Source organism: Ottowia thiooxydans, from assembly GCF_040548795.1.
GTDB classification, from domain to species: domain Bacteria; phylum Pseudomonadota; class Gammaproteobacteria; order Burkholderiales; family Burkholderiaceae_C; genus Ottowia; species Ottowia thiooxydans_A.
Genome location: NZ_JBEPSH010000001.1, coordinates 553,684 through 578,562, shown reverse-complemented (window position 1 = coordinate 578,562; position 24,879 = coordinate 553,684). Strand labels below are relative to the sequence as shown.

The following is a 24,879-nucleotide window of genomic DNA, read 5'->3' as shown; positions in this document are numbered from 1 at the left end:
TGGGCCTTGACAGATTAGATTTGCGCCTGGGTCACTCGGCCCAGGGCGTCTACGTTCAGGCAGCGTTACCTGCCGGCACGCCAAAGCTTGCTTTCAGATATACGGCGAGCGAATGTGGCAGAACGTTATCTAACCGCCGCCTGAAACGGCAAATGCATTCAAGACCGAAAGGACATTACATGACATTCAAAGCACTGCTGGCAAACAAAACTGGTGACACCATTTCCAGCACCTTGGTTGACTTCAAGGATGAGGATTTGATGCCGGGTGACGTCACCGTAGCAATCGAGTATTCGACAGTAAATTACAAGGACGCGATGGCACTCAGTGGGCGGTCACCGGTTATCCGCCAGTTTCCGCTGATTCCAGGCATCGACTTTGCAGGGGTCGTAGAGGCGTCCACTTATCCCGGTATCGTGGCAGGAGACAGAGTCCTCGCCAACGGGTGGGGACTGAGCCAGACCCACCATGGCGGTTTTGCGCAACGGGCGCGGGTGAGCGGCAATTGGCTGGTCAAGGTTCCGGACGTATTTTCTACCCAGGAAGCCATGGCCATTGGCACAGCTGGGTACACGGCCATGCTCTCGGTGTTGGCACTGGAGCATGGAGGCGTCAGGCCTGAGCACGGCGACATCCTGGTGACGGGAGCGAACGGAGGCGCTGGCTCCGTGGCGATTGCCCTGCTCTCTGGCCTGGGTTATCGCGTGATCGCATCGACCGGTCGCCTCGAAGAAGCCGCCTACTTGCGTTCGTTGGGTGCAGCGGAAGTCATTGATCGCCGCACCTTGTCCGAAGCGGGCGCACCGATCGGCAAGGAGCGATGGGCTGGTGCCATCGATTCGGTCGGCAGCCATACGCTGGCGAACGTGTTGGCACAGACGCGCTATCGTGGTGTGGTTGCAGCCTTCGGCCTCGCGCAGGGCGCGGACTTGCCGGCGTCCGTTCTGCCCTTCATCCTGCGCAATATCACGCTCGCTGGCATCGACTCAGTCAATGCGCCGCAGCCAGTGCGACTGCAAGCGTGGTCCCGTCTGGCCAAAGACCTTGATCTGGGCAAGCTTGCGCAAAGCACCAGGCTTATTGGCCTGGCAGACGTTCCTGACCTTGCCAGCCAGGTACTTGGCGGGAAGGTGCAGGGGCGCACCGTAGTGGATGTCAACGCCTGACCAACGTGGGGGCGTAGCGCGCCTTACTTTTCTGCAACAGAGTCAGCACGTCAGCACGCTTACCTAACCCTGGCCACGTGGACATAAGAACCTATGAAAGCTTTCATCATCGATAGGTACGGAAAGAACGAAGTAGGCCGCATCGGCGAATTGCCCGAGCCCGAAGTGAGGGACGATGACGTTCTGGTTCGCATCCACGCGGCAAGCATCAACCCGTTGGATTCGAAAATCAAGAGCGGTGAGTTCAAGCTGATTCTCCCCTACCGCTTCCCCCTGATCCTGGGCAATGACATGGCTGGAACTGTCGTCAGGGTCGGCCATCGCGTTCGCGGCGTCAAGCCAGGTGATGAGGTTTATGCACGTCCTGACGATGATCGTATAGGCACTTTCGCGGAGTTCATAGCGGTCAAAGAATCGTCCGTCGCGCTAAAGCCTGCCAATCTGAGCATGGTAGAGGCCGCATCCCTTCCTCTAGTCGCACTCACAGCCTGGCAGGTTCTGGTTGAATCTGCCAAGCTGAAAGCCGGCCAGAAGGTGCTGATCCATGCCGGCTCCGGCGGCGTGGGCAGTATCGCCATTCAGCTTGCCAAGCATCTTGGCGCGGTTGTTGCCACAACCACCAGTACGGCCAACGTTGAATGGATGAAAGCGTTGGGCGCGGATGTCGTGATTGATTACAAGCAACAGGACTTCTCCACCCTGCTTCGTGACTACGACGTGGTATTGAACAGCCTCGGCAATCAGGAACTGAACAAGTCTTTGCAAGTTCTCAAGTCAGGCGGCCATCTCATTTCCCTTTCTGGACCGCCCACCCCACAGTTTGCCGTTGCGCGCGGGATGTCCTGGCCGCTCCAGCAGGTGATGCGCTTGCTGAGTTTTGGCATCAGGCGGAAGGTAAAGAAGATCGGAGCGAAATATACGTTCGTCTACATGCTGGCCGATGGATCGCAGCTGCGAGAGATCACATCACTCATCGAATCCGGCGCAATCCGCCCGGTAGTCGACAAAGTATTTCCGTTTGAGGACACCGCTAAAGCCATGGCTTACGTAGACAGTGGGCGCGCCAAAGGCAAGGTCGTGGTGCAGATCGAGTAGTTGCCGCGGCGCCAATTCGCCGCCAACAGCTTGGCGGACCTTCGACGTACCGACATATCCGCACATTCATAACTGTATTGCGGCGCTGCAAGTAGCCACGGCGCGACCCAGCGCATAGAGTGAGCCGCCCGTAGTGTCAGTGCGCTATCGCCTTGGCCAGGCCAAGACTTCGGCTGTTGGCCGAAGCAGGACCCAAAAAATAACTCTGGAGACATTGAAATGACCATTCGAACCGATGTGGTGCGCCACGTAGGAATTGCCTGCGTGCTCGCAGGCGCCGCATTCTCGGCCATCGCACAGCCGACGCAGCCGACGCCGGACTTCAAGGCATCGTGGGTCACCACAAGCGACGGTACGCGTCTTTCCGTACGCGAGTACGGCAATCCGCAAGGTCCTGCCATCGTCTTTGTGCATGGCATCGCGCAGAGCCAACTCGCATTTGCGCGGCAGATGCGCTCCCCGCTCGCAACCACCTACCGGTTGATCTCCTATGACCTGCGAGGCCATGGAGAGTCCGACAAGCCGAGCGCCGAGGCCGCCTATACCAACGGCAAGCGCATGTCAGACGATCTGCAATCCGTGATCGATGCGACTGGTGCCAAGCGGCCCGTGCTGGTGGGCTGGTCGCTGGGCGGCATCGTAGTGGCCCAATACCTCAGTGACTACGGCGACTCGGGCATCGCCGGTGTTAATTTCGCGGGCGCCAGGATTGCCCAGCCACCGGGTCAGGCTGCTCGCATGCCAGGCGGCGCTTTCCTTCGAGAAATGCTGCTGCCTGACCTCGAACGCAATATCCGCGCGACGGGAAACTTCGTGCGCGCATGCGTGGCGGCACCCTTGGCAGCTGAAGACTTTGAATTGATGCTGGGCTACAACATGGCCAGTCCTGTGAGCGCGCGGGCGGCCACGTTGAAGTGGAGTGGCGGCACCAACTTCGCTGATGCCCTGCTTCGCATCAAGGTGCCCGTGCTGATTTCCCACGGGCGGCGTGACCAGGTCATCGCACCTGCGGTAGCCGACGAGGCTGCACGCTTGCTCAAGACCTCGAAACTCTCGTGGTACGACGAGGCGGGACATTCGGTTTTCTTTGAAGACGCACCACGTTTCAACAGCGAACTGGCCGCATTCGTGAGCAGCGCACAGGCCCGCTGAGCGGAAGCGCAAAACCCGACTTCGAAGCCTGTTATCGCGAATATGATGATCAAACAAAGGAATTCTATGTTTGACCATATCGGCATCCGCTCCAACAGCGTCGAGACGCTGGAAACGTTTTTCCTTCGCGCTTTAGCCCCTTTGGGCGTGGCCGTGGCAATGAAAGGTCCGCATGGCGCGGGCCTGGGGAAGAACGGCAAGCCTTCGTTATGGATTTACCAGGCTGCAGAGCCTGCGACACCTCTGCACCTTGCTTTCACTGCAGAGCGCCGAAGCCAGGTTGATGCGTTCTACTCGTCGGCCATTGAAGCCGGCGGGCAAGACAACGGACCCCCGGGTCTGCGCCCCCATTACCACCCCTCCTACTACTCTGCTTTCGTTATCTCTCCTGAGGGACACAACGTAGAGGTGGTCTGTCACCAACCCGAAGCTTGAGCGGGGGCAGGATTGACCTCCGCCAGAATCACTGCTCCGAGGAACTTTGTCTTCAGTGATTTAGCGGAATTGCACAGGGCAACGTCACACCGATTCACTGGTTTTCCCTGGCGTGATTGATCGTGTATTTGGGGATTTCGACAGTCAGGTCATCCCTTGCGACAATGGCTTGGCAGCTCAGGCGCGACTGCGCCTCTACCCCCCAGGCCCGGTCAAGCAGGTCTTCCTCAGATTCCTCGATTTCGTTGAGGGACCCGAAGCCCTTGCGTACGATGCAGTGGCAGGTAGTGCAGGCGTTGCTCTGGTCGCAGGCATGCTCGATCTCAATGCCATGATCTAAAAGTGCTTCGCAGATCGAGGTACCTGCGGATACTTCAAGCACGGCGCCTTCTGGCGCCAGTTCAGCATGGGGTAGGACGGTAAGTTTGGGCATATGGTTTCCTCGCTTGGAAATAAAGGCATGTTGGTGAGCCTAGACGTTGTCAATGTGGTAATGTCAAGCGAGATAGTTATCTGGAGGCGATTCGTTGTCGGTTTTGCTGGCGCCAGTGCCTCTTTAATATTTTTGGCATGCCATCTATCTGCGGCCTTCGGGTTTTTGTTTGTCCGGTGTATTCTTCGGTGCTTTCATCCCTGCGCTGCGCAACTGCACCATGGATCCGTGGAGATTGATTGATGACTGGGCGCAAGACCAAGACCCACCCTGCGGGTGAGAGCGTAGGATCGACGGAACTCTCCCAGAATGAGGTCACGATCCTGGCAGAAACTTTCCGTTTACTCGGAGACCCATCCCGCCTGAGGATCTTGTTCTGCTGCATGCAAGGGTCTCGCTCGGTGGGCGATATCGCTGAAAACCTGGAACTGTCCCAGTCGCTGGTCAGCCATCACCTGCGTCTACTTCGAGGTGCCCGCCTGGTCAGGGGTGTGCGAAACGCCAAGCAAATTTTTTATGAAGTCGCTGATGAACATGTGAGCCAGGTCTTGTTGGATATGGCTCACCACATTGCTGAAGAGCATGGGGATGACTAGCTCCGGTGAGCGACCTTGCTGACCTTCGTTGTTCGGGCTTAGTGCACGTGCCCTCTTCCGGAGTGGTCGTGTCCGTGATCGTCGCTGTCGTTCTCGCCAGACTGAGCGAGACTGCAGCCACTTGCCTGCTCATCTGAATTCCAGTCAATCGCGACGGTTGAATGCTCAATGCTGAATTGATTCTTCAGCTGCTTTTCAACCATCTGGACCACTGACTTCGCCTGCGCGTCATCTTGCGCACGAACGTGCAGTGTCGCCATCGTCCGGCCGGAGGTGAGCTGCCATACATGTACGTGACTGACAGCCGCAAGCCCGGGAACAGCCTCCAACAAGCCGCGCTCCACATCGGCAGGAGAAGCATTGTCCGGTGCGCCTTCCAGGAGGATGTGGATCGACTTGGCCAGGAGCTTCCAGGCACTGCGCACAATCAACAGGGACACGACCACCGAGAGAATCGGATCGATTGGGGTCCAACCGGTGTAGTAGACCACCACAGCCGCGACGATGGCGCCCACCGAGCCCAGCAAGTCTCCCATCACATGCAGTATGGCGCCCTTGACGTTGACATGATCGGTCTCACCGCGGGTCATGATCCACAGCACTAGAAGATTGACCAGCAAACCGATGATGGCAACGAGCATCATCGGGCCTGCCAGGATTTCGCGTGGTTCGGAGAAGCGAATCCACGCTTCATAGCCAATCCAGGCAACGATGGCGAACAGTGTGATGGCATTGATGAAGCCAGCGATCACCTCCAGCCGCAGATAGCCGAAAGTGCGCTTGCTGTCCGCAGCGCGCCGACCGAAACGGAAGGCGGCATAGGCCAGCGCCAGCGCAACAGCATCTGTCAGCATGTGCCCGGCGTCAGCCAGCAGGGCAAGCGAGCCAGACAGCACGCCACCGGCCGCTTCCACCAACATGAAGACGAAGATCAATACAAAAGACAGTAGAACCTTGCGCTCGTTGGCGCTGGTCACGGTGGGGGTGTGCGAATGGTCATGGTCGTGACCATGGTCCTCGTGAGTGTGTGAATGGGAATGTGGGTGTGACATGGAAGGTCTTGAATGAGGGGCAGTACATTTAATATAACATATGAATAGATGTTCATGTGTTTAATTTAAAAGAGACCGGTTTCAGTTCTCGTTACGTCCATTCACGCGTTTAGTGCCCGGCCCTCAGAGGTACCCCAGCGACCTCCCCTCTCGCCAAACGCCCTCAATAGCACTCGCAGCGCACCGGCCAGTAGCGCTCCATGCAACGGAATGCACAAACCCAGAAAAAGCGCTTGACCTTCCAAGCGTAGTAAGCCGGATAAACGAAACAGGAGCCATTTCGGCTCAGAAATAACAAGTCGACTCCAGTCGCGAAAGGCAAAAAGATGAAAGTCAAACGCTTAACCCTGGTCACTGCGGCGATAGGCCTCGCGCTCGCTATCGCCGGATGTTCAGAACCAGCGCCCCCTCCGGTACCCGCAAAACCACCCAGCGTTCCAGTGGCCGAGGTCATGGTTCGACCGGTGACGCCCTCTGTCGAGCTCACCGGCTCGCTGACGGCGGTCAAGAAAGTTGAACTGCGCCCGCGGGTCGCTGGCTACATCCAGGACGTGAGCGTACCCGAGGGGCGCTTCGTCGAGAAAGGACGTTCGCTGTTTCTTATCGATCCACGGCCCTTCCAGGCGGCTTTGAATGCGGCGACAGCGAGTCTGCGTAAAGCAGAAGCAGCATCCATGCTCGCACAAGCTGAACACGCACGAGCCGAACAGCTGTTTGTCCAAAAGATCGTTGCGCGTGATCGCCTGGACACCGCCGTCGCTTCGCTGAATGCAGGCAAGGCACAGGTGGATGCCGCCAAGGCGGCGCTGAACGCCGCGCAATTGGATTTGAGTTTCACGCGTGTCACGGCCCCCATCAGTGGCCGTGTCGGTCAGACCCTGGTTACCGAGGGCAACTATGTCGCCAGCGGCGTGACGCCTCTTACGACGATCGTTTCGATCGACCCGCTCCATGTCTACTTTGACGTCGACGAACGTACTTATTTGCAATCGCTCGCGGCAGACCGGGCCAGCGCGGCCCCGCAAGGAACAAAGGCTGCCAAGGTGATGGTGGCATTGCTTACCGACAAGACGTATTCGCGACCCGGCCGCGTCGATTTCCTCGCCAACGCCAGTGACCGTGGCACGGGCACGGTGCGTGTCCGCGCTGTAGTGGAGAATCCTGATGGGCATCTGACGCCCGGTCTCTTTGCCAAGGTCAAACTGGAAACTGGCGCACCCCAAACCCGGGTGTTGATATCCGATCAATCGATTGGCACCGATCAGGGTACCCGCTATGTGTTGGTGGTCGGCAAGGACGACAAGACGGAATATCGGCCCGTCGAGCTGGGCCCGGTAGTAGACGGCTTGCGTGTGATCGAGCAAGGCCTGCAACCCGGCGAACGCATCGTCGTCAAGGGCCTGGTTCGCCCGGGTATGCAGGTAGCACCACAGGCCACCGCGATCGACGGAACACCCGATGAAGCGCCTCAATCCTCGGGAGCAGCAAAATGAGCTTCCCTCGATTTTTCATTGAGCGGCCGATCTTTGCGATCGTTCTCTCGATTCTGATAGTGATTGCGGGCATCGCCGCGTTCTTCCAGTTGCCCCTCAGCGAGTATCCGGCAGTGACGCCTCCCACCGTGCAGGTGAGCGCATCCTACCCGGGCGCCAACCCCAAGGTGATCGCAGAAACGGTGGCCGCGCCGCTCGAACAGGCGATTACCGGGGTCGAGGGCATGCAGTACATGTCCTCGCAATCGTCCACCGATGGTCGAATGACCCTGACAGTGACATTCGCACAGGGGATCAATGCTGACATGGCGCAGATCCAGGTGCAGAACCGGGTCTCGCGCGCGCTGCCGCGTCTGCCTGAAGAGGTTCAGCGCCAGGGCGTCGTGACCCAAAAGACTTCGCCAGACATTCTGATGGTGGTGCACCTTCTGTCGCCCGACAACCGCTACGACCCTCTTTATATTTCGAACTACGCTTACCTCCAGGTACGCGACGAACTGTCCCGCATTCCGGGAATCAGTGACGTACTGGTCTGGGGTGCAGGCGAATACAGCATGCGGCTCTGGCTCGACCCCAACCTGATCGCCGCACGCGGGCTGACCGCTGGCGACGTGATTGCCGCGGTGCGTGAGCAGAACGTGCAGGTGGCAGCCGGCTCCGTTGGACAGGCGCCAAACTCCAGTGCCGCATTCCAGGTGACGGTGAACACGCTCGGGCGTTTGACCGACGAACAGCAGTTCGGCGACATCATCATCCGCACAGGCAATGAAGGCCAAGTCACGCGTCTGCGCGATGTCGCCCGTATCGAGATGGGGGCCGACGCCTACGCGTTGCGCAGCCTGCTTGACGGCGAGCCGGCCGTTGCGCTGCAGATCATCCAGAGCCCGGGCGCCAATGCGCTTGACGTCTCGAAAGCTGTTCGGGCCACCATGAAGCGGCTGGAAGACAACTTTCCGGCTGGTCTTGCCTCCCGCATTGCGTATGACCCGACGGTTTTCGTCCGTGCGTCGCTGGAGTCGGTGGTCACCACCTTGCTGGAGGCCATCATTCTGGTGGTCATCGTCGTGGTGCTGTTCCTGCGCAACTGGCGCGCGTCCATCATCCCGCTCATGGCCGTTCCGGTTTCGCTGATCGGCACCTTCGCCATCATGCACATGATGGGCTTCTCGCTCAATACCTTGTCGTTGTTTGGCCTGGTGTTGTCGATCGGGATCGTTGTTGACGATGCGATCGTCGTCGTTGAGAACGTCGAGCGCCACATCGAAAACGGCGAGCCACCCATGCAAGCCGCCAGGCTCGCCATGGACGAGGTCACAGGTCCAATCATCGCGATCACATCGGTGCTGGCCGCAGTGTTCATCCCAACCGCGTTCCTGAGCGGTCTGCAGGGCGAGTTCTATCGCCAGTTCGCGCTCACGATTGCCATCTCGACCATTCTCTCAGCGGTCAATTCGCTCACGCTCAGCCCGGCCCTCGCAGGACTGCTGCTGCGACCGCGCAAGCATGGGGTCGTGCATGACCCGCGCAGCCTGCGAGGTCGAGCCAATCGCATTCTTCAAGCGCTGGGGCGGCCGTTCGGGCGTGTGCCGGATGCCTATGGCAATACGGTCCGCAAAGTCGTGCGGATCAGCGGGCTTGCGCTCCTGGTGTATGTGGGACTTCTCGCACTGACCTTCTTCGGGTTCAAGGCGGTCCCACCCGGTTTCGTGCCCATGCAGGACAAGTACTTTCTGGTCGGAATCGCCCAGCTGCCTAACTCTTCTTCGCTGGACCGCACAGATGCGGTCGTCAAACAAATGTCGAAGATCGCGCTGGATGAACCCGGCGTCGAAAGCGTTGTGGCATTCCCGGGGTTGTCGATCAACGGTATGGTCAACGTTCCGAACGCTGCGGTCGTATTTTTTATGCTTGACCCGTTCAAGGATCGCACGACACCTGAACTCAGCGCGAACGCAATCGCCGGACGTTTGCAGGCGAAGTTTTCCGGCATTCCCGATGGCTTCCTCGGCGTTTTCCCGCCTCCGCCAGTGCCCGGCCTGGGTGCAACGGGAGGATTCAAGATGCTGATTGAGGATCGAAGCGGCGTTGGACTCGATGCGCTGGTTCAGCAAACCCAGATCCTGATGACCAAAGCCACGGAAACGGGCCAGGTAGCCGGGCTGATGACCAGCTTTGATGTCAATGCGCCGCAGCTCGACGTCGCCATCGATCGCACCCAGGTCAAGAGCCAGGGGGTTCGCCTGGCGGATGTGTTCGAGTCACTCCAGGTCTATCTGGGCTCGCTCTATGTCAACGACTTCAACCGATTCGGCCGCACCTACAAGGTGACAGCCCAGGGGGACGCCGAACACCGCATGCAGGCCGAGGCCATCGGACGCCTGCAGGTGCGCAACGCAGCAGGGGACATGTTGCCCTTATCTTCGTTCGTCACCGTGACGCCCAGCTCCGGCCCAGACCGCGTAATCCACTACAACGGCTACCCTTCTGCCGACATTTCGGGCGGTGCGATGCCTGGCGTCAGTTCGGGACAGGCGGTGGCGCTCATGGAGCGCCTTGCCAAAGAGGTCCTGTCTGAAGGCATGAGCTTCGAGTGGACCGACCTCACCTACCAGCAGAAGCTGGCCGGCGATTCCGCGCTGTTCATCTTTCCGCTGTGCGTGTTGCTGGCCTACCTCATCCTCGCTGCGCAATACAACAGCTGGCTGCTGCCCTTGGCGGTCCTGATGATCGTGCCAATGTGTCTGCTGAGCGCGATCCTTGGCGTCTGGCTGGTAGGAGGCGACAACAACGTCTTTGTCCAGATCGGCCTCATCGTACTCGTCGGACTGGCGGCCAAGAACGCCATCCTGATCGTCGAGTTCGCGCGCAGCCTTGAAGCCGGAGGGGCCAGCGCGCTGGACGCGGTCGTGGAGGCCTGCCGCTTACGGCTGCGGCCCATCGTGATGACCTCATTGGCTTTCATCGCCGGCGTCGTTCCGCTGGTGTTGGCGACCGGTGCCGGTGCCGAGATGCGTCATGCCATGGGAATCGCAGTTTTCGCCGGCATGCTTGGCGTGACACTGTTCGGATTGTTCCTGACGCCGGTTTTTTATGTGGTGATGCGCAGCCTGTCGGCCCGCTTTGAGCGTCCCAAGGCGAATACACAAGCGCGCTTGAAAGAGAGAACGTCATGAAAAGTCCCTATAGAGCCGTTCTGGCCCCCTTGAGTGCGCTCATGCTGCTGGCCGGATGTGCAGTCGGCCCTGACTACGTACCGCCCTCGTTGCATTCGTCGCAGGTTCCCTCCAGCTTCGGCGAGGCACCTGCGGGCCTGGTCGCAGGCGACGTCGAGGTTGCGTGGTGGCGCAGCTTCGACGACCCGGCACTGGCGAGTCTTGTCCAGCGGGCGCTCGCAGCAAACCATGACATCGGCATCGCAGCCGCACGGCTGGAGGAGGCTCAAGCGGGGCTGCGCGAAAGTCGCCAGGCCTATCTGCCAAGCGGTGGTCCTGCGCTTGGATACGAAAATCGTCGCCGCAGCGAGATCGAGACCCCTCCTGGCCAGCCGCGCCGAACCGAAAGCTATCGCGGCGCCGTCGACGCTGCCTGGGAGGTCGATCTTTTCGGCCGCATACGGCGATCGGTGGAGTCGGCTCAGGCGCAAGCGGGTTCGCGCACAGCGTTGCTGCGCGGGGTGCGGGCGGGCGTAGCTGCCGCCGTGGCCGCCACCTGGTTCGAGCTGCAAGGGATAGAGGCCGAACTCGCGGTCGTTGTCGACATCAGCCAAAGCCAGCGCAACAGCCTGAGCTTGGTCGATGGTCTCCTGGCCGCAGGTTCTGCCAACGAATTCGACCGTCTGCGTGCCGAGGCGGCGTTGCGCAACATCGAGGTGGCCGTGCCCGAACTGGAGCGCCGCCGCGCGGCCTCCGTCAATGCCTTGGCCATTCTCCTGGGCGAAACGCCCCAGGAATTCAAACCACCCGCCGCCACACCCGCCTCTGAGACGCTGACCGTTCGAACGATAGCTGTAGGTGATCCAGCCGCCCTCCTCTCACGGCGTGCCGACATTGCAGCCGCCGAACGCAACCTCGCTGCGGCAACCGCACAGATCGGGGTGGAGACCGCCGGGCTCTACCCCGAGGTGCAGGTGCAAGGCTCCATCGGGTTTGTTGCGGGAAGTCTCGGTGCAATGAGTGGCGCCGCGGCATTGTCTGGCGTCATCAGCCCGATCCTTCGCTGGTCTTTTCTTGATACCGGGCGCGTTCGCGCTCGAATCGCTGCCAGCGAAGCGCGTGCCAAAGAGGCTTTGATCGTCTACGACCAGACCGTCTTGCGCTCGTTGCAGGAAGCCGACGACGCTTTCAAAGCTTACGGCGCAGTGGGAAGCACTCTGGAATTGCGCCTGCTGGAGTCAAGGGCCCATCGCGAGGCAGCGCGTCTTGCCAGGGCGCGCTTTTCAGCCGGCGAAGGTCTCTACCTGGATGTGCTCGAAGCTGAACGCTCCGACTTTGCAAGCCGGCGCGCGCTGGCAGTCGCTCGCACCAATCAGCGGCTTGCCGTGGTGAGCATTTACAAGGCGCTGGGCGGTGGCTGGGAGATTTGCGGACAGCCAGATCAGGACTGCGGCGGAGCCGATGGCAAGCCAAATTCGCGTTTAAAGACATATTTTGCGAAAAAACCTTGACCTTCCCATCGTGTCAATCTTTAAGCTTGACTACAACACAACATTAAAGGGGTAGTTCAATGGTCTCCGTTGCTCTCCAGCAAGACTCCAATTCATCCAAATCCAGCGTCATGCGCCTGAGCCTGCCAGTCGAAGGCATGACCTGCGCCTCATGCGTCGGCCGTGTCGAGCGCGCGCTGAAGGCGGTTTCCGGGGTGGCAACGGCCTCGGTCAATCTGGCCACAGAGCGCGCCGACGTCAGCTTCACTGGCGTGGCCGATCCGCTGGCAGCCGTGCGCGCCATCGAAAGCGCCGGGTACTCCGTGCGCGAAGAGACCATAGAGCTCGCCATCGAGGACATGACCTGCGCCTCATGCGTGGGCCGGGTCGAGAAGGCGCTCGCCAAGGTCCCGGGCGTAATAGAGGCCACGGTCAACCTGGCTACGGAGCGCGCGCGGGTGCGGCACCTGGCCGGCGTCGTCTCCACGACTGACCTGGAAGCGGCAGTCGAACAGGCGGGCTACAAGTCGCGCCGTTTGTCCTCCGACACGCCGAATGCGGACGATCAGGAGACCGAACGCCGCGAGAGTGAGGGACGTGAATTGCGGCGCTCTTTGCTGATAGCCGCCGTCCTGACCTTACCCGTCTTCATCCTCGAGATGGGCTCGCACCTGATCCCCGCCATGCACCATTGGGTGATGAGTGTTCTGGGTGAGCAGACGAGCTGGTACATCCAGTTCGCGCTCGCAACCCTGGTCCTGTTCGGGCCGGGCCTTCGCTTCTTCCGCAAAGGCGTGCCGGCCTTGCTGCGCGGTGCGCCTGATATGAACTCGCTGGTATCGGTGGGTACGGCAGCGGCCTACGGCTATTCCGTGGTCGCGACGTTCGCTGCCCGCCTGCTGCCCGAAGGCACAGCCAATGTTTATTTCGAAGCGGCCGTTGTCATCGTGACCTTGATCCTGCTCGGACGCACGCTGGAAGCGCGCGCCAAGGGGCGAACCTCTCAGGCTATCAAGCGGTTGGTTGGACTGCAGGCGAAGACTGCACGCGTTCAGCGCAACGGCGCGACGGTCGAACTCCCACTCGATCAGGTGACAACAGGTGACGTTGTGCTGGTGCGTCCGGGCGAGAAGGTTCCGGTCGACGGCGAGGTGGTTGAGGGCGCCTCCTATGTGGACGAGAGCATGATCACTGGTGAGCCAGTGCCCGTGTCCAAAGGCGTGGGCGCCGAAGTGGTTGGCGGCACGATCAACAAGACAGGCGCGTTCAGTTTCCGCGTCACCAAGGTCGGCGCAAACACGGTCCTCGCGCAGATCATCCGTCTGGTCGAGGAAGCGCAGGGCTCGAAACTGCCGATCCAGGCCCTGGTCGACAAGGTGACGATGTGGTTCGTGCCGGCCGTGATGGTCGCGGCCACGCTGACTTTTCTGATCTGGCTGGTCTTTGGTCCGGATCCGGCGCTTACCTTCGCGCTCATCAATGCAGTCGCGGTGCTGATCATCGCCTGCCCGTGTGCCATGGGGCTGGCGACGCCGACCTCCATCATGGTCGGTACCGGTCGCGCCGCCGAGCTCGGCATTTTGTTCCGCAAGGGGGAAGCTCTGCAGGCGCTGCGCGACGTGAGCGTCATCGCACTCGACAAGACCGGCACACTGACCAAAGGACGCCCCGAGCTGACCGATCTGGTTCCGGCCAAAGGCTTCGAATACAACGAAGTGCTGGCGCTGGTTGCGGCAGTCGAGACCCGCTCTGAGCACCCGATCGCCGAATCGATCGTCGCAGCCGCCAAGCAACTGGGCCTGACAGTTGCCCCTATCGAGAGCTTTAATGCAACACCGGGCTACGGCGTGTCGGCCGAGGTTGCAGGACGCACTATCGCCGTCGGCGCTGACCGGTTCATGACGCAGCTCGGACTTGACGTGGGAAGCTTCCAGCAGACCGCACAGCGTCTTGGCGAACAAGGCAAGAGCCCGCTTTATGCCGCGATCGACGGTCGCCTGGCGGCGGTGATAGCGGTCGCCGACCCGATCAGAGAGACGACGCCCGCAGCGATCAAGGCGCTGCACGCGCTCGGACTCAAGGTCGCCATGATCACGGGCGACAACGCAGCAACGGCCGCCGCCATTGCCAGGCAGCTTGGCATCGATGAAGTCGCTGCCGAGGTCTTGCCCGACGGCAAGGTCGCGGCGTTGAAGAAGTTCCGGATCAACGGCGCGCGGGTTGCCTTCGTCGGAGACGGTATCAACGACGCACCAGCGCTCGCCGAAGCAGATGTTGGGCTCGCCATCGGCACAGGTACCGACGTAGCGATCGAGGCGGCTGACGTGGTGCTGATGTCGGGCGACCTGCGGGGTGTGCCGAACGCCATCGCGCTCAGCAAGGCAACGATCCGCAACATCAAGCAGAACCTGTTCTGGGCCTTCGCCTACAACGCCCTGCTGATCCCCGTAGCGGCAGGCATGCTTTACCCGGTGAACGGCATGCTGCTGTCGCCGATCTTCGCTGCAGCAGCGATGGCGCTCTCCAGCGTCTTCGTGCTCGGTAATGCGCTGCGACTCAAGCGCTTCCGGGCTCCGATGGCGGTCGAAGCCCGCAGCGAAATGCCGGTGAGCCCAGTCGCATCGCCCCGCCACGCCTGATGGATGACCATAGACCTTAAGCCCGGGCCAACGTACGGCCTGGGTGAACACCCCTACAAGCTCAAGGAGCCCGCCATGACCAGCGCAAACCATCCCCCCGTCATCGTCTACACGACACCGACCTGCCCTGACTGCTGGGCGCTGAAGGCTTGGCTCAACAGAGAAGGAGTCGCATTCGAAGAACGCGACCTCACCGTACCTGAAATCATGGCTGAAGCCAAGGTACGCACTGGCGTGCGTGTGGCACCCATCACCCTGGTGGGTAAGCAGCTTTTCTACGGCACCTTTCCGTCGCAAAAACCAGGCCTGACGGTGGCACTCGGCTTGTCCCACGCCCCCAATGAGCGCGCGTCATAACGAAGCTCGAAGGAGGGCCGACTGGACGAATGACGACGGGCGTCGACTGCGATCCCAGGACCTGCATGTCGACGTGTTCCCTACGCCCGAATGAGTATTGGGACGTAGGTAAGGCCTCCGGTTATTCCGGTGGTGTTTGATTAATCCATTGGGAGAGAATGATGAATATTGGACAAGCGGCCAAGTTCTCCGGCGTATCGGCGAAGATGATTCGCTACTACGAGCAGATTGGCTTGATTCCGCAAGCCAATCGTTCTGATGCAGGCTACCGGCATTACAACTCGGCGGACGTGCATAGCCTTCGCTTCATTCGTCGGGCGCGCGACCTTTTCTTTTCTGTCGAACAGATATCAGCGTTGCTGGCCTTATGGAACGACCGTGACCGCGCTAGCGCCGACGTCAAGACGATGGCGCTTTCCCATGCTGCCGGACTAAAGGCGAAGATCGCTGAACTACAAGCGATGGCGCAAACGCTCGAGCACCTGGCCGATCACTGCCACGGCAATGACCGTCCAGATTGCCCCATCCTTGAGGATTTGGCCGAGCCGGCCGTCGCAGCGGCGGCGGATCGGGGTACGCAGGCGCCGCACAGGACGCCTCTGTTCGGGGTCGACACGCCGGCCTCATCTCACCATCGAGCCTCCGTGGCGAGGCCAGCGTGAGTTAAGGCAAACAAAGTTGAAAAATTCTCTGAAAAGCCTTGACCTTGCCACGCTGTCAAAACCCACATTAGGACTTGTTAACACGCCCTAGCAACCAACCAGGAAATCAAGATGCATCGTTTCTATATTCCCAACATGACCTGCGGCGGCTGCGCCAGATCCGTCACCAGGGCGCTGCTGAGCGTCGACCCGCAAGCGCGCATCGAATCTGATCCGCCCACGCGCGAAGTCCGGGTCGACAGCGCGCTGGCCAAAAGCGCTTTTCTCACGGTTCTTCAAGAAGCCGGTTACCCAGACAAGCAGTAATCCGAGCCCATGAACCAGCCGACTAAGGAGCAAGACTCATGAACATCAAGCCTCTTCTGGCGATCGGCGCGACCGTGGCAAGCACCACGGGACTGCCTTCATTCGCGGCACAGCCCCTCAAGGGCGCCTTTGCTCTTCCCGGCGTGACCGAGAAGGTCACTGCCGAGCTTGTGGTCCGAGACACCGGGCCACTCTCGCGCGAGCTACTGCTTGCTTTCAAGGACAAGGCGACGGGTAAGCCAATCAAACATTTCGAAGAGGAGCTGACGCAAGAACTCCACATGCTGGCGACGCGAGCCGATTTTTCAAACTTCGTGCACGAGCATGCAGGCAAGCGTGACGCTGACGGTCGTTTCAGCGTCGCGATGCGATTTCCGAAGCCCGGGACCTACCATGTCTACGCCGACGTTGTGCCAAAGGGCCTTGGCCAACAAGTCGTCCGCTTCGAAGTGCCCGTAGGCATTGCAACGGATCCAACAGCCCAGCAACAGGTGCCCGTCGGTGCGACCAAAGGGTCCGACGGTCCCTATACGGTCAAGTTGGACGCATCGGCGCTACGAGCGGGGACCGAAAGCATGATCGCGTTGACAGTCCTGAAGGACGGCAAGCCTGCGAAGGACCTCGGGCTATATCTTGGAGTGCCGGCGCATGCTGTGTTCGTGAGCACCGATGATCTTTCCTATGTACACGCTCACGCCATGGTGGCAGACGCTCCAAGAGGCGGCCATGGATCACATGCGTCCCACGGCTCGCATGACAACCCTAAGGCAGCCGTTCCAGCAGACTTGATGCTCCACGCAACGCCCCCTCGTTCGGGTCGGTATGCGCTGTGGATCCAGTTCAAGGGCAGCGACCAGGTGCGAACAGTGCCATTCGTTGTCACTGTCCCGGCAGCGCCGTGACCTCATACGATGCTCGTCGACAGATGGAAGCTCTGGATTTGGAGAGCGTCATGTTGCTGTTGTCGAGCCGCGAACTCCAAGGACCTAGGCGTTCTTCACCGACTTAAGTCAAATATTTGAGATGTATTTGCAACGTTAGCCCAGGAATATAGTTGTCGATCTGCGCGCGCGTCTGGTATCCGGCGCGCCGATACATTGAGGCAGCGCTGTCGGACAGCGATTCGATCTGGAATTCTGTGCAGCCAGTGCGCTTCGCTGCTTCCTCGATATCTTGGAGCAACCTTGCGCCGAGTCCCTTGCCCCGGTGGCCCACATCCACCCAAAGGTACTCCACGTAAAGTCTTCCAACTTCAATTCGTCCTGCTGCACCGCCGATCAAGCGACCATCTTCTCGCGCCAGACACGCCAGCGGCTGTGGGCTGCGTGCTCCTATAGTCGCACGATCGTGGGAAATGACGGCTCTTGAGATTTGCAGAAGATCATCCGTCTCAGGGGAAAAGGTAGTCTCAACGTTTTGCATATTTCAAGCAGTGAATATCCAGGCGCACCGGCAATTGCCTGGATCGGTTTTGCGTGTTTTCGATCGTTGCCGAAAAATCGCAGCCCAATTCCGCGCTCCCGTGATGATGTGTTGAGGTGCAGATACATCGTCACCCAACTTGCGCCTGAGTTTGCCGACCAGCATGCGTACGGCATCTTCCTAATGAGCGAGGCGCCCAAGTCGGTCGGGCTCAGTCGGGCTCAGTCTGTCTCGGCTGGCCGTGACCCCGACACACCGCCCCTCATTCACAGAACCCGTCTCGGGTAGCAGTAGTGGCGGAAATCCCGCTGGATTGCAAGTGGTGCGGAGGTCCAACGGTCGAAGATCTCTTTAACCTGCGCGGGATCGTTGCAGCGATGCAGCGTTTCCCGAAATGCGGGATCGGAAAACAGGGATACGGCGTCGGCCAGGATTTCGAGGTGGATTTCCGTCGCTGGTCCGGGGACCATCAAACCTAGTACGTCGGTCACAGGCTTTCCGTCAGGTGTCTCGAAAGAAATGGCGGGGGAAAGGCGGAGGTAGAGAGCGCACACCCGACCCAGATCTCTCACCCGTGCATGAGGAATGGCGACACCTTCTCCTAACGCGGTCGACCCTGCTTTTTCGCGCCGCAGGAGGCCGAAGACAACCCAGTCGAACGGCAAACCGTGCACGCGCTCCATGTGCCGACCGATCTCCCTGAACAGATGCAGTTTGTCAGGCACCTCCAGGTCGAGAACCACATCTTCGACCTGGAGGTAAGTGCTCAGGGTGCTCATTGGCCACTCACCAGGAAAGTGACGGGCGCTCTACTCATCAAGCTGTTCAATGCAAGATTGAGTTCCAGCAGATTCACGCGTGGCATTCCGAGCTGGCGCGACTCTGTTTGCCGCACGAACATGTTGCCCGACAGCTTGGCGAGTGCGTGGGGAGACAGTGTCGACAGCCAGCCACCGCCAGAAAAAAAAGCAATCCCTCGCATGCTTTTGGTCTTAAAGCCCATATGGATTTTTCAAATGTTGACGGCGAAATTTCTAAACCGAAGTGGTCTCTAAAGGTGCTTAAATTTTCTATGCATACAGCCATGTTTGGCATAAATTTTTCGTAAATCGTCGGCCTTTCCTCGTCAAATCTGACGCACCATTTTTAGAGAACAGAAAGTTGAGGATTCCTGACATCTAAACGTGGCATCGCCCTCTTAATTTACGACGAATTTACGATCCGAATATGCGGATTGCGTTAAGGTTGCGTCGTGATTTCACGGATCTTTAAAGCGACAAGAACGATTCTCTTATTGAATGGAGATCTTCTAAAAACAGGCGGACTCAAAAAAATCCATCGAGTTGCAGATCTATATTTTCCTGGCACCTCTTATTCGAAATGAAGAGCGATCTTTTAAATATATTTTTTTCGCTTCTCTCAATACTCCTCCCGCTAGCATTTGCATGCCTGGTCGTGTATCGGAGCGACTCATCGCCCCGGGAATCTCTCCCTGGAACAAGGCGACATGAAAACTCCCAAGAAACAAAGAGCAAACGGTGATGTATGACGACAGTCAATGTGCGAAAGGCGCAAGTCCATGACCTGCCTCATCTTCTGAAACTCGAACACGAGGCATTCTCTGGCGACTGCATCTCAAGGCGCAGCTGGATTGGCCTGCTCCGCAGCCAATCAGCCCTCGTGCTCGTCGCAGCACATCATCAAAGTATCGTCGGCGCCGCTATCGTCCTGACACGAAAAGGCTCCGCCGTTGCACGGCTGTACTCCATCGCGGTGGAGCATGGACATCGGCGTTCGGGGATTGGGCGCGCGCTGATTTCCGAAGCGCTGGCGTGCGCCGGGGAGGCGGGCAGCGCAGAGATGCGTCTGGAAAGTCGCAGTGATAACCCGAATGCCCACCGACTCTTCAGGAGCCTCGGATTCGAGTCGTTTGGTCGGGTTGTCGACCGCTACTATGAGGATGGCATGAGCGCCGTTCGCTTCCGCAAGGTGCACCATTGCACGGTTCCACAGGCCCGCCCCCTCAGGGGAACTCCAAGCTCTACAGGTGGCCCTTCGTCTCCGCTTATGGACATGAAGGCGCTAACGCCAGAGATCTCCGTAGCCAACTTGATGGCGCTCCAAGTTTGGAACAAGGCCACGTTGGTTGTGGCCCGTTCAGTCTTGCAATGGCCACCTGCCGTGGGGATTTCGAAATCGACTGTCGCGACGAATTCTTGGCGATCGCCGTGGTTCTTAAATACGCAGGAATAAAAAGTGAATTCAGATCATTTAGTAGTGGTAGAGAAAATTTCCGATTTCCGATGGAATGATCCAGATATCGAGATCATCACGGCCGAGAGATTCATCGCAGAGGGATCCCGAATACGAAGGCGGCCAGGGAAAGTGATCAATCTCTGCCGAAGCTACAGCTATCTGAGCATTGGCTACTATTGTTCACTCTTGGCCGAAGCCAGGGGCGATCGTGTGACCCCCAGCGTGGAAACGATTCTCGATTTGCAGCGAAAGAAACTTCAAGCTGCCTCACTGCCAACTCTCAACCGCTTGGTCGGGTCGCTAAAGGAGGTTCCGAAATCCGTCAGGAGCCTCACATTGCATGTCTTCTTCGGTGAGATCGAGGATCAGCAATTAGCGGCTCTTGCACGCAAGAGCTTTGAAATTTTCAGATGCCCTCTGCTGGAGATTGAGCTTGAGCGTTTAGAGAAGTCGGGCGGATGGCAAATCTCAGCCCTTCATCCCCTGGAGCCCAGGGACGTGGATCCGGAACGCGATGTGGCCTTCATTCGGGGATTGTCCAAATTCACGCGCCGCGCCTGGAAGCCGGCAGTTCAACCTCGAACCTATCGCATGGACCTGGCCATCCTGCACGACCCCAAGGACCCGCTGCCTCCGTCCAATCTGAAAACCCTCAGGAGAATCTCCAGTATTGCTGAGACGATGGACATTTCTGTCGAGTTGATCGAAAAGAAGGACCTCTCTCGGTTGACCCAGTTTGACGCATTGTTCATACGCGAGACGACGGCTGTTTCGCATCACACCTTCCAGTTCGCAAGGATGGCCCAGTCCGAAGGCATGCCGGTCATCGACGATCCCGCTTCGATTCTTCGCTGCACCAATAAGGCGTTCCTGGCCGAATTGCTCCAGGAGAACGGCGTTGCGACACCCAAAACATACTTGCTCAGCCGCCAAAGCCTCGCAGGGTTCGGAATCAAGTTGACCTATCCTGTGGTTTTAAAAGTTCCCGATGGCGCCTTTAGTCGAAGCGTCAAGAAGGCCGACGACGCTGTTCAGTTGCAAGCAATTGCACAGGAGATGCTCAAGGAATCAGATGTCATCCTCGTTCAAGAGTTCATGTACACGGAATTCGATTGGCGGATCGGCGTCCTTGAGGGCAAGCCGTTGTTTGCAGCGCAGTACCACATGTGCCGGGATCACTGACAAATCATAAAACACTCTTCGGACGGAAAATCCGTTGAAGGCCAAGTGGAGGCCATTCTTTTAGAGGACGTGCCGGAGCAGGTTCTTCTTGCAGCCTGCAAGTCAGCCAGTCTGGTCGGCGACGGATTCTATGGCGTAGACATCAAGGTGCAGGCGGGGAAGGCCTTCGTCATAGAGATCAATGACAACCCCAATCTCGACGCGGGCGTTGAGGATGCCAAGCAAGGTGATGAGGTGTATCGCAAGATCCTGCGGAATCTTCTGCGGAGCTTCGAGTCTCGCCATAACCACTCCGAGATCTCGAAAAAACTTGCCTACCCGGAAAATGACTCACACGACGTTCACGACACTTTCTCTCTGACGGCTAAAAGCGAAGGTTGTGATGATTCGACTGCAGCCAATCTCGCCTTTGCGGCCTCGTCTGCTTCCCCTCCCAAAGGGGTGACCTCCTTGCGGCGCTCAGCTTAGCGGATTAGACGTAGAGGTGACCGTTCACGACGGGCCACTGGCTGCCTTATGTTTGGCACTGTCGCGCATACACAGACCATTTCGCCTCCGTCTGCATGGAGGAGCTGTGATCCCGCTCAGGCCCGCGATGCCGGTGGGCCAGTACGCAACTTCAGTTGCGCTGTAGCTGAGGGTCCTTGGCAAACAGCTCGGCCGCCCAATCCACAAAAGCTCGAACCTTGGCACTCAGGTGCCGGTTGGGTGGGTAGACCACATGCATTGGAATCGGCGGGCAGCGCCATTCCGGCAGCACTTCAACCAACTCACCGTTTTGCAGGTACGGATCGGCAACCAGCCGCACACACTGCGATATGCCGAAGCCGCCGAGCACCGCCGCTAGATGGGCATTACCGTCGTTGACCGAGACGCGGTACGGGGAGGTCAGATCGATAACCTCATCGCCTTTGTGAAACTCGTGGGGATACGGCCGGCGGGCTGTGCCTGAAAAGAATCCAACCAGCTGGTGCCTCTTTTCGATGTCATTCGGGTGCTGCGGCATGCCATAGCGCTTGATGTAGGCGGGCGAAGCGACTGTGACGAAAGCGAGGCTGCCGATACGGCGTGCTACGAGCGACTGGTCGGCCAGCACGCCACCACGGATCACGCAGTCGACGTTGTCGCTGAGCAGGTCAACCGTGCGGTCGCTAACGCCAAGGTCGACCTGCATGTCTGGGTAACGGTCAAGAAAGGTATTGAGCGCAGGCAAGATCACATGTTGTGCGATCTGGGTGCCTACATCTATGCGCAAGCGCCCACTTGGGTTGGCCTGTGCGTTGGTCATGCTCGCCTCGATATCGTCGAAGTCGTTAAGCAAGCGCGCGGTACGTTCAAAATACGCTGCGCCGTCAGGCGTGACCGTGACACGCCGCGTGGTACGGTTGAGCAGCTTTGCGCGCAAGCGCGCTTCCAGCGCCTGGATCTGTTTGGTGACGGTGCCCTTGGGCAGGCCTAGAGAGTCTGCCGCACGCGTGAAAGATCCGGTTTCGACGACGCGGACGAAAACTCGCATGGCCTGGATCTGATCCATCAATGTGCTCCTTGCAGCGCACGGCGAAATACCGGCGCTGCGGAATTCTCACACACAGTTTCGGGCTGATTGTTGGTCGAATGGAAACAGAGCGGTATCTTCACCCCCCTTTTTTGACACGCCGAACGATTTATATTTGATCCGTCGGTTCATACCACCTCAAGGTCTATCATGTCACCTCGTTCTACACCGCTTGCTGCCGCTGAAGACGCCACCGCGACCGCGGTGGTCATCGCCGAGGCCGACATCACGATCGATCTGCCCAACCGAGAGCCGGTAAAAGCGCGCATCTATGGCGCCAAGCGCAAGGGTGCCGTATCGCCGCTGGTGCTGCATTTTCATGGCGGGACGTTCGTGTCTGGCAATCTGGAGAACGGTCGCACCGTCGGTTTGATGCTCGCGGGCGCTGGAGCAGTGGTGGTATCGCTGGCCTATCCACTGGCACCACAATACCCGTTTCCGGAGCCTATCGAAGTGGGCTACGCGGCGCTGTTATGGCTACACAAGCAACGCACCAAGCTGGCAGGCAAAGGCGCCCCACTCTTTCTTGCAGGTGAAGAAGCCGGCGGAAATCTGGCCGCTGCAGTGGCACTGATCTCTCGTGACCGGGGGCATCCACCCTTGTCAGGGCAAATCCTGTTGTCACCCATGCTGGACCCGTGTGCTGGCACCGCGTCGTTGCGGCAGGCGACTGGCGACGCCACGGATTGCAAGTTCGCTTCGGGCTGGAGAGATTTCTTTCGTTGCCCGAACGATGCGGTGCATCCTTATGCAGTACCAGGCGCTTCGCTGCGTTTGGCTGAGATCGCACCCACCCTGGTGCTGGTCGGCGCCGACGACCCGATGCGCGACGAGGCCTTGGCTTTCGCGGAGCGTCTGCGAGAAGCAGGCAACCCGGTGACGAGCAGCGTGCTGCCCTCGGCCACTAACTGGCCAGAGGCTTTGTCAGCGCCTGAAGCCAACGAGTGTGTGTGTACCGCCACGGTGCAGCAGCACTTTCTTGCGTTCTTCAGCAAAGCGACGCCCCCTCCCCCGCTGGCGGCAGAACCGCCCGAATCGGCGGGCTGACGCCGCTCCTTCTCTTTAATTTTCGGTAACCGGCGATTCCGGTTACCGGTTCGCTCAGTCCGTTGCGAAAGGCACCGGGCTGGGCCGCTGCATCCCGAAATCATCACAAGGACCTCTCATGTCTAAAAAAGAAATCTCCAGCTTGGCGCGCCGCGGCGTCTGGCCCGCTATCACCGGGCTCACCGCCCTCGCTGCAGTGCTCTCGGCCGGTCTCGGTCTTCAGAGCTTCAGTGCCGAAGCGACCGACGTGCCGGCCGCCAGCGCACCGCAAGCCATCCCCGTCTCGGTAGCGACCGTGGCCGAAAGCGAAGTTGCGGGTTGGAATGAGTTTTCCGGCCGTCTCGAAGCGGTCGAACGCGTCGATGTCCGCTCGCGCGTTGCGGGCGCCGTGCAGACCGTCCATTTCCGCGAAGGTGCGCTGGTCAAGCGAGGTGACCTTCTCATCACCATCGACCCCGCCCCGTACGCAGCCGAAGTCGAGCGCGCCTCGGCGCAGGTCGCAGCGGCCCAGAGCCGTGTGGCGCAGGCGCTCGGCGAGCAGACCCGCGCCAAGCGCCTGTGGGAAGAGCGGGCCATTGCACAACGGGAGTTCGAAGAGCGTTCCAACGGTCGTGATGAAGCGGACGCCAATCTGCGCGCCGCGCAAGCGTCGTTGCAAACCGCCAAGCTAAGTCTTGACTATACGCAAGTGCGCGCTCCGGTCGCGGGCCGTATCGGCAAGCTTGAAGTGACAGTGGGCAACCTTGTGGCTGCCGGGCCGGGCGCGCCCGTGCTGACCACGCTGGTGTCCGTAAGCCCGATCTACGCCAGCTTCGACGCCGATGAAAGCGTCATCGTCCGGGCCCTGAAAGACGTATCCACAGCCGGATCCAGTGCGCGCGGCCTCATCGAGCGTATCCCGGTTCAGATGGGCACCGCGGCAAGCGAAGGAACGCCATGGCGCGGCAAGCTGCAGCTCATCGACAACCAGGTCGACGCGAAGAGCGGTACGGTGCGCGTGCGCGCCGCCTTCGACAACGCCGACGGCTCACTGATGCCCGGCCAGTTCGCTCGCATCCGAATGGGCCAGGCGCGCGCAGACAAGGCGATACTGGTCAGCGAGCGTGCCATCGGCACCGATCAGAGCAAGAAGTTCGTGATGGTGATCAGTGCCGACAACAAGGCCGAGTACCGTGAAGTGACGATTGGCGCACCGAGCAATGGCCTGCGCGTCGTGCATAAAGGGCTACAGCCTGGCGAGCGCGTGGTCGTGAACGGCCTGCAGCACATTCGCCCTGGCGCATTGGTGGCGCCCCAGACCGTATCCATGGATGCGACGGCCGCGGCGTCTTCGCAAGCCAAGCCGGAACGCGTGGCGCAGGCCGACAAATCCTGATCAGGGACGAAGTA

At 59.5% G+C, this 24,879-nt stretch carries 23 protein-coding genes and 1 pseudogene; 18 read left to right on the top strand and 6 right to left on the bottom strand.

The window, feature by feature from the left end:
* Positions 1-179: 179 nt before the first annotated feature.
* From acuI to ABIE13_RS02630, 4 genes are all read left to right on the top strand, one after another.
* The gene (acuI, locus tag ABIE13_RS02645; RefSeq protein WP_354440895.1) at positions 180-1,166 is read left to right on the top strand and encodes an acrylyl-CoA reductase (NADPH); all 987 of its coding nucleotides are present in this window, start codon (positions 180-182) and stop codon (positions 1,164-1,166) included.
* Between the two features lie 93 nt (positions 1,167-1,259).
* Complete coding sequence (locus ABIE13_RS02640; protein WP_354440894.1) at positions 1,260-2,261, top strand: NADP-dependent oxidoreductase; 1,002 nt, start codon at positions 1,260-1,262, stop codon at positions 2,259-2,261.
* A gap of 219 nt (positions 2,262-2,480) precedes the next feature.
* Positions 2,481-3,413, top strand: a complete 933-nt coding sequence (locus ABIE13_RS02635; RefSeq protein WP_354440893.1) for an alpha/beta fold hydrolase — start codon at positions 2,481-2,483, stop codon at positions 3,411-3,413.
* Positions 3,414-3,479: 66 nt separating this feature from the next.
* Positions 3,480-3,848: a VOC family protein gene (locus tag ABIE13_RS02630; protein WP_354440892.1), complete on the top strand. Its 369-nt coding sequence runs from the start codon at positions 3,480-3,482 to the stop codon at positions 3,846-3,848.
* 94 nt (positions 3,849-3,942) lie between these two features.
* On the opposite strand, the gene fdx is transcribed toward ABIE13_RS02630, so the two are convergent.
* Positions 3,943-4,281 carry an ISC system 2Fe-2S type ferredoxin gene (gene fdx / locus ABIE13_RS02625; protein ID WP_354440890.1) on the bottom strand — a complete coding sequence of 113 codons (339 nt, stop codon included), beginning with the start codon at positions 4,279-4,281 and terminating at the stop codon, positions 3,943-3,945.
* 242 nt (positions 4,282-4,523) lie between these two features.
* Between fdx and ABIE13_RS02620 the strand changes: the two genes are divergently transcribed.
* The gene (locus ABIE13_RS02620) at positions 4,524-4,877 is read left to right on the top strand and encodes an ArsR/SmtB family transcription factor (protein ID WP_354440889.1); all 354 of its coding nucleotides are present in this window, start codon (positions 4,524-4,526) and stop codon (positions 4,875-4,877) included.
* A gap of 38 nt (positions 4,878-4,915) precedes the next feature.
* On the opposite strand, the gene ABIE13_RS02615 is transcribed toward ABIE13_RS02620, so the two are convergent.
* Entirely contained in the window at positions 4,916-5,929 is a 1,014-nt protein-coding gene (locus ABIE13_RS02615; RefSeq protein ID WP_354440887.1) for a cation diffusion facilitator family transporter, read from the bottom strand.
* Positions 5,930-6,255: 326 nt separating this feature from the next.
* On the opposite strand from ABIE13_RS02615, the gene ABIE13_RS02610 reads away from it, so the two are divergent.
* The 8 genes and pseudogenes from ABIE13_RS02610 (at position 6,256) to ABIE13_RS02575 (ending at position 16,930) form a co-directional block, all read left to right on the top strand.
* Positions 6,256-7,422 (top strand): efflux RND transporter periplasmic adaptor subunit, encoded by a 1,167-nt coding sequence (locus ABIE13_RS02610; RefSeq protein ID WP_354440885.1) that lies wholly within the window; start codon positions 6,256-6,258, stop codon positions 7,420-7,422.
* Positions 7,419-10,595 carry an efflux RND transporter permease subunit gene (locus tag ABIE13_RS02605; protein WP_354440883.1) on the top strand — a complete coding sequence of 1,059 codons (3,177 nt, stop codon included), beginning with the start codon at positions 7,419-7,421 and terminating at the stop codon, positions 10,593-10,595. The genes ABIE13_RS02610 and ABIE13_RS02605 overlap by 4 nt, the downstream gene beginning before the upstream one ends.
* On the top strand, positions 10,592-12,085 hold the full coding sequence (locus ABIE13_RS02600; RefSeq protein ID WP_354440882.1) for a TolC family protein: 1,494 nt from the start codon (positions 10,592-10,594) through the stop codon (positions 12,083-12,085). Before ABIE13_RS02605 ends, ABIE13_RS02600 begins: the two co-directional genes overlap by 4 nt.
* Before the next feature lie 59 nt (positions 12,086-12,144).
* Positions 12,145-14,703 (top strand): heavy metal translocating P-type ATPase, encoded by a 2,559-nt coding sequence (locus ABIE13_RS02595; RefSeq protein WP_354440880.1) that lies wholly within the window; start codon positions 12,145-12,147, stop codon positions 14,701-14,703.
* 3 nt (positions 14,704-14,706) lie between these two features.
* Positions 14,707-15,060: a glutaredoxin family protein gene (locus ABIE13_RS02590; RefSeq protein WP_354440878.1), complete on the top strand. Its 354-nt coding sequence runs from the start codon at positions 14,707-14,709 to the stop codon at positions 15,058-15,060.
* Positions 15,061-15,221: 161 nt separating this feature from the next.
* Positions 15,222-15,602, top strand: a pseudogene (cueR, locus tag ABIE13_RS02585) (Cu(I)-responsive transcriptional regulator); the annotation flags it as partial.
* 231 nt (positions 15,603-15,833) lie between these two features.
* Complete coding sequence (locus ABIE13_RS02580) at positions 15,834-16,028, top strand: heavy-metal-associated domain-containing protein (protein WP_354440876.1); 195 nt, start codon at positions 15,834-15,836, stop codon at positions 16,026-16,028.
* A gap of 38 nt (positions 16,029-16,066) precedes the next feature.
* A complete protein-coding gene (locus ABIE13_RS02575) occupies positions 16,067-16,930 on the top strand; it encodes a hypothetical protein (protein WP_354440874.1) in 864 nt (287 codons plus the stop codon).
* Positions 16,931-17,033: 103 nt separating this feature from the next.
* On the opposite strand, the gene ABIE13_RS02570 is transcribed toward ABIE13_RS02575, so the two are convergent.
* The 3 genes from ABIE13_RS02570 to ABIE13_RS02560 form a co-directional block, all read right to left on the bottom strand.
* Positions 17,034-17,450: a GNAT family N-acetyltransferase gene (locus ABIE13_RS02570; protein ID WP_354440872.1), complete on the bottom strand. Its 417-nt coding sequence runs from the start codon at positions 17,448-17,450 to the stop codon at positions 17,034-17,036.
* Between the two features lie 266 nt (positions 17,451-17,716).
* Complete coding sequence (locus ABIE13_RS02565) at positions 17,717-18,229, bottom strand: PTS sugar transporter subunit IIA (protein ID WP_354440870.1); 513 nt, start codon at positions 18,227-18,229, stop codon at positions 17,717-17,719.
* On the bottom strand, positions 18,226-18,432 hold the full coding sequence (locus tag ABIE13_RS02560; protein ID WP_354440868.1) for a hypothetical protein: 207 nt from the start codon (positions 18,430-18,432) through the stop codon (positions 18,226-18,228). The genes ABIE13_RS02565 and ABIE13_RS02560 overlap by 4 nt, the downstream gene beginning before the upstream one ends.
* Positions 18,433-18,995: 563 nt before the next feature.
* Here ABIE13_RS02560 and ABIE13_RS02555 point away from each other — a divergent pair.
* Genes ABIE13_RS02555 through ABIE13_RS02545 form a run of 3 tightly spaced genes read left to right on the top strand, consistent with a single transcriptional unit; the run spans position 18,996 to position 21,356 of the window.
* Complete coding sequence (locus ABIE13_RS02555; RefSeq protein WP_354440866.1) at positions 18,996-19,703, top strand: GNAT family N-acetyltransferase; 708 nt, start codon at positions 18,996-18,998, stop codon at positions 19,701-19,703.
* A gap of 3 nt (positions 19,704-19,706) precedes the next feature.
* The gene (locus ABIE13_RS02550) at positions 19,707-20,888 is read left to right on the top strand and encodes a RimK family protein (protein ID WP_354440865.1); all 1,182 of its coding nucleotides are present in this window, start codon (positions 19,707-19,709) and stop codon (positions 20,886-20,888) included.
* A gap of 45 nt (positions 20,889-20,933) precedes the next feature.
* The gene (locus ABIE13_RS02545) at positions 20,934-21,356 is read left to right on the top strand and encodes a hypothetical protein (protein WP_354440863.1); all 423 of its coding nucleotides are present in this window, start codon (positions 20,934-20,936) and stop codon (positions 21,354-21,356) included.
* Positions 21,357-21,507: 151 nt separating this feature from the next.
* Here ABIE13_RS02545 and ABIE13_RS02540 read toward each other — a convergent pair whose 3' ends face one another.
* On the bottom strand, positions 21,508-22,422 hold the full coding sequence (locus tag ABIE13_RS02540; RefSeq protein WP_354440861.1) for a LysR family transcriptional regulator: 915 nt from the start codon (positions 22,420-22,422) through the stop codon (positions 21,508-21,510).
* A 171-nt stretch (positions 22,423-22,593) separates the two neighbouring features.
* On the opposite strand from ABIE13_RS02540, the gene ABIE13_RS02535 reads away from it, so the two are divergent.
* Positions 22,594-23,490 (top strand): alpha/beta hydrolase, encoded by an 897-nt coding sequence (locus ABIE13_RS02535; RefSeq protein ID WP_354440859.1) that lies wholly within the window; start codon positions 22,594-22,596, stop codon positions 23,488-23,490.
* A gap of 118 nt (positions 23,491-23,608) precedes the next feature.
* Positions 23,609-24,865 (top strand): efflux RND transporter periplasmic adaptor subunit, encoded by a 1,257-nt coding sequence (locus ABIE13_RS02530; protein WP_354440857.1) that lies wholly within the window; start codon positions 23,609-23,611, stop codon positions 24,863-24,865.
* Positions 24,866-24,879 lie beyond the last annotated feature (14 nt).

Coding starts and splice junctions, on each gene's coding strand:
- ABIE13_RS02615 (WP_354440887.1), bottom strand. CDS start 5,929: ATGTCACACCCACATTCCCATTCACACACTCACGAGGACCATGGTCAC.
- ABIE13_RS02570 (WP_354440872.1), bottom strand. CDS start 17,450: ATGCAAAACGTTGAGACTACCTTTTCCCCTGAGACGGATGATCTTCTG.
- ABIE13_RS02590 (WP_354440878.1), top strand. CDS start 14,707: ATGACCATAGACCTTAAGCCCGGGCCAACGTACGGCCTGGGTGAACAC.
- ABIE13_RS02540 (WP_354440861.1), bottom strand. CDS start 22,422: ATGGATCAGATCCAGGCCATGCGAGTTTTCGTCCGCGTCGTCGAAACC.
- ABIE13_RS02605 (WP_354440883.1), top strand. CDS start 7,419: ATGAGCTTCCCTCGATTTTTCATTGAGCGGCCGATCTTTGCGATCGTT.
- ABIE13_RS02610 (WP_354440885.1), top strand. CDS start 6,256: ATGAAAGTCAAACGCTTAACCCTGGTCACTGCGGCGATAGGCCTCGCG.
- ABIE13_RS02595 (WP_354440880.1), top strand. CDS start 12,145: ATGGTCTCCGTTGCTCTCCAGCAAGACTCCAATTCATCCAAATCCAGC.
- ABIE13_RS02555 (WP_354440866.1), top strand. CDS start 18,996: ATGACGACAGTCAATGTGCGAAAGGCGCAAGTCCATGACCTGCCTCAT.
- ABIE13_RS02580 (WP_354440876.1), top strand. CDS start 15,834: ATGCATCGTTTCTATATTCCCAACATGACCTGCGGCGGCTGCGCCAGA.
- ABIE13_RS02640 (WP_354440894.1), top strand. CDS start 1,260: ATGAAAGCTTTCATCATCGATAGGTACGGAAAGAACGAAGTAGGCCGC.
- ABIE13_RS02635 (WP_354440893.1), top strand. CDS start 2,481: ATGACCATTCGAACCGATGTGGTGCGCCACGTAGGAATTGCCTGCGTG.
- ABIE13_RS02575 (WP_354440874.1), top strand. CDS start 16,067: ATGAACATCAAGCCTCTTCTGGCGATCGGCGCGACCGTGGCAAGCACC.
- ABIE13_RS02535 (WP_354440859.1), top strand. CDS start 22,594: ATGTCACCTCGTTCTACACCGCTTGCTGCCGCTGAAGACGCCACCGCG.
- fdx (WP_354440890.1), bottom strand. CDS start 4,281: ATGCCCAAACTTACCGTCCTACCCCATGCTGAACTGGCGCCAGAAGGC.
- ABIE13_RS02620 (WP_354440889.1), top strand. CDS start 4,524: ATGACTGGGCGCAAGACCAAGACCCACCCTGCGGGTGAGAGCGTAGGA.
- ABIE13_RS02630 (WP_354440892.1), top strand. CDS start 3,480: ATGTTTGACCATATCGGCATCCGCTCCAACAGCGTCGAGACGCTGGAA.
- ABIE13_RS02560 (WP_354440868.1), bottom strand. CDS start 18,432: ATGCGAGGGATTGCTTTTTTTTCTGGCGGTGGCTGGCTGTCGACACTG.
- ABIE13_RS02530 (WP_354440857.1), top strand. CDS start 23,609: ATGTCTAAAAAAGAAATCTCCAGCTTGGCGCGCCGCGGCGTCTGGCCC.
- ABIE13_RS02565 (WP_354440870.1), bottom strand. CDS start 18,229: ATGAGCACCCTGAGCACTTACCTCCAGGTCGAAGATGTGGTTCTCGAC.
- ABIE13_RS02600 (WP_354440882.1), top strand. CDS start 10,592: ATGAAAAGTCCCTATAGAGCCGTTCTGGCCCCCTTGAGTGCGCTCATG.
- acuI (WP_354440895.1), top strand. CDS start 180: ATGACATTCAAAGCACTGCTGGCAAACAAAACTGGTGACACCATTTCC.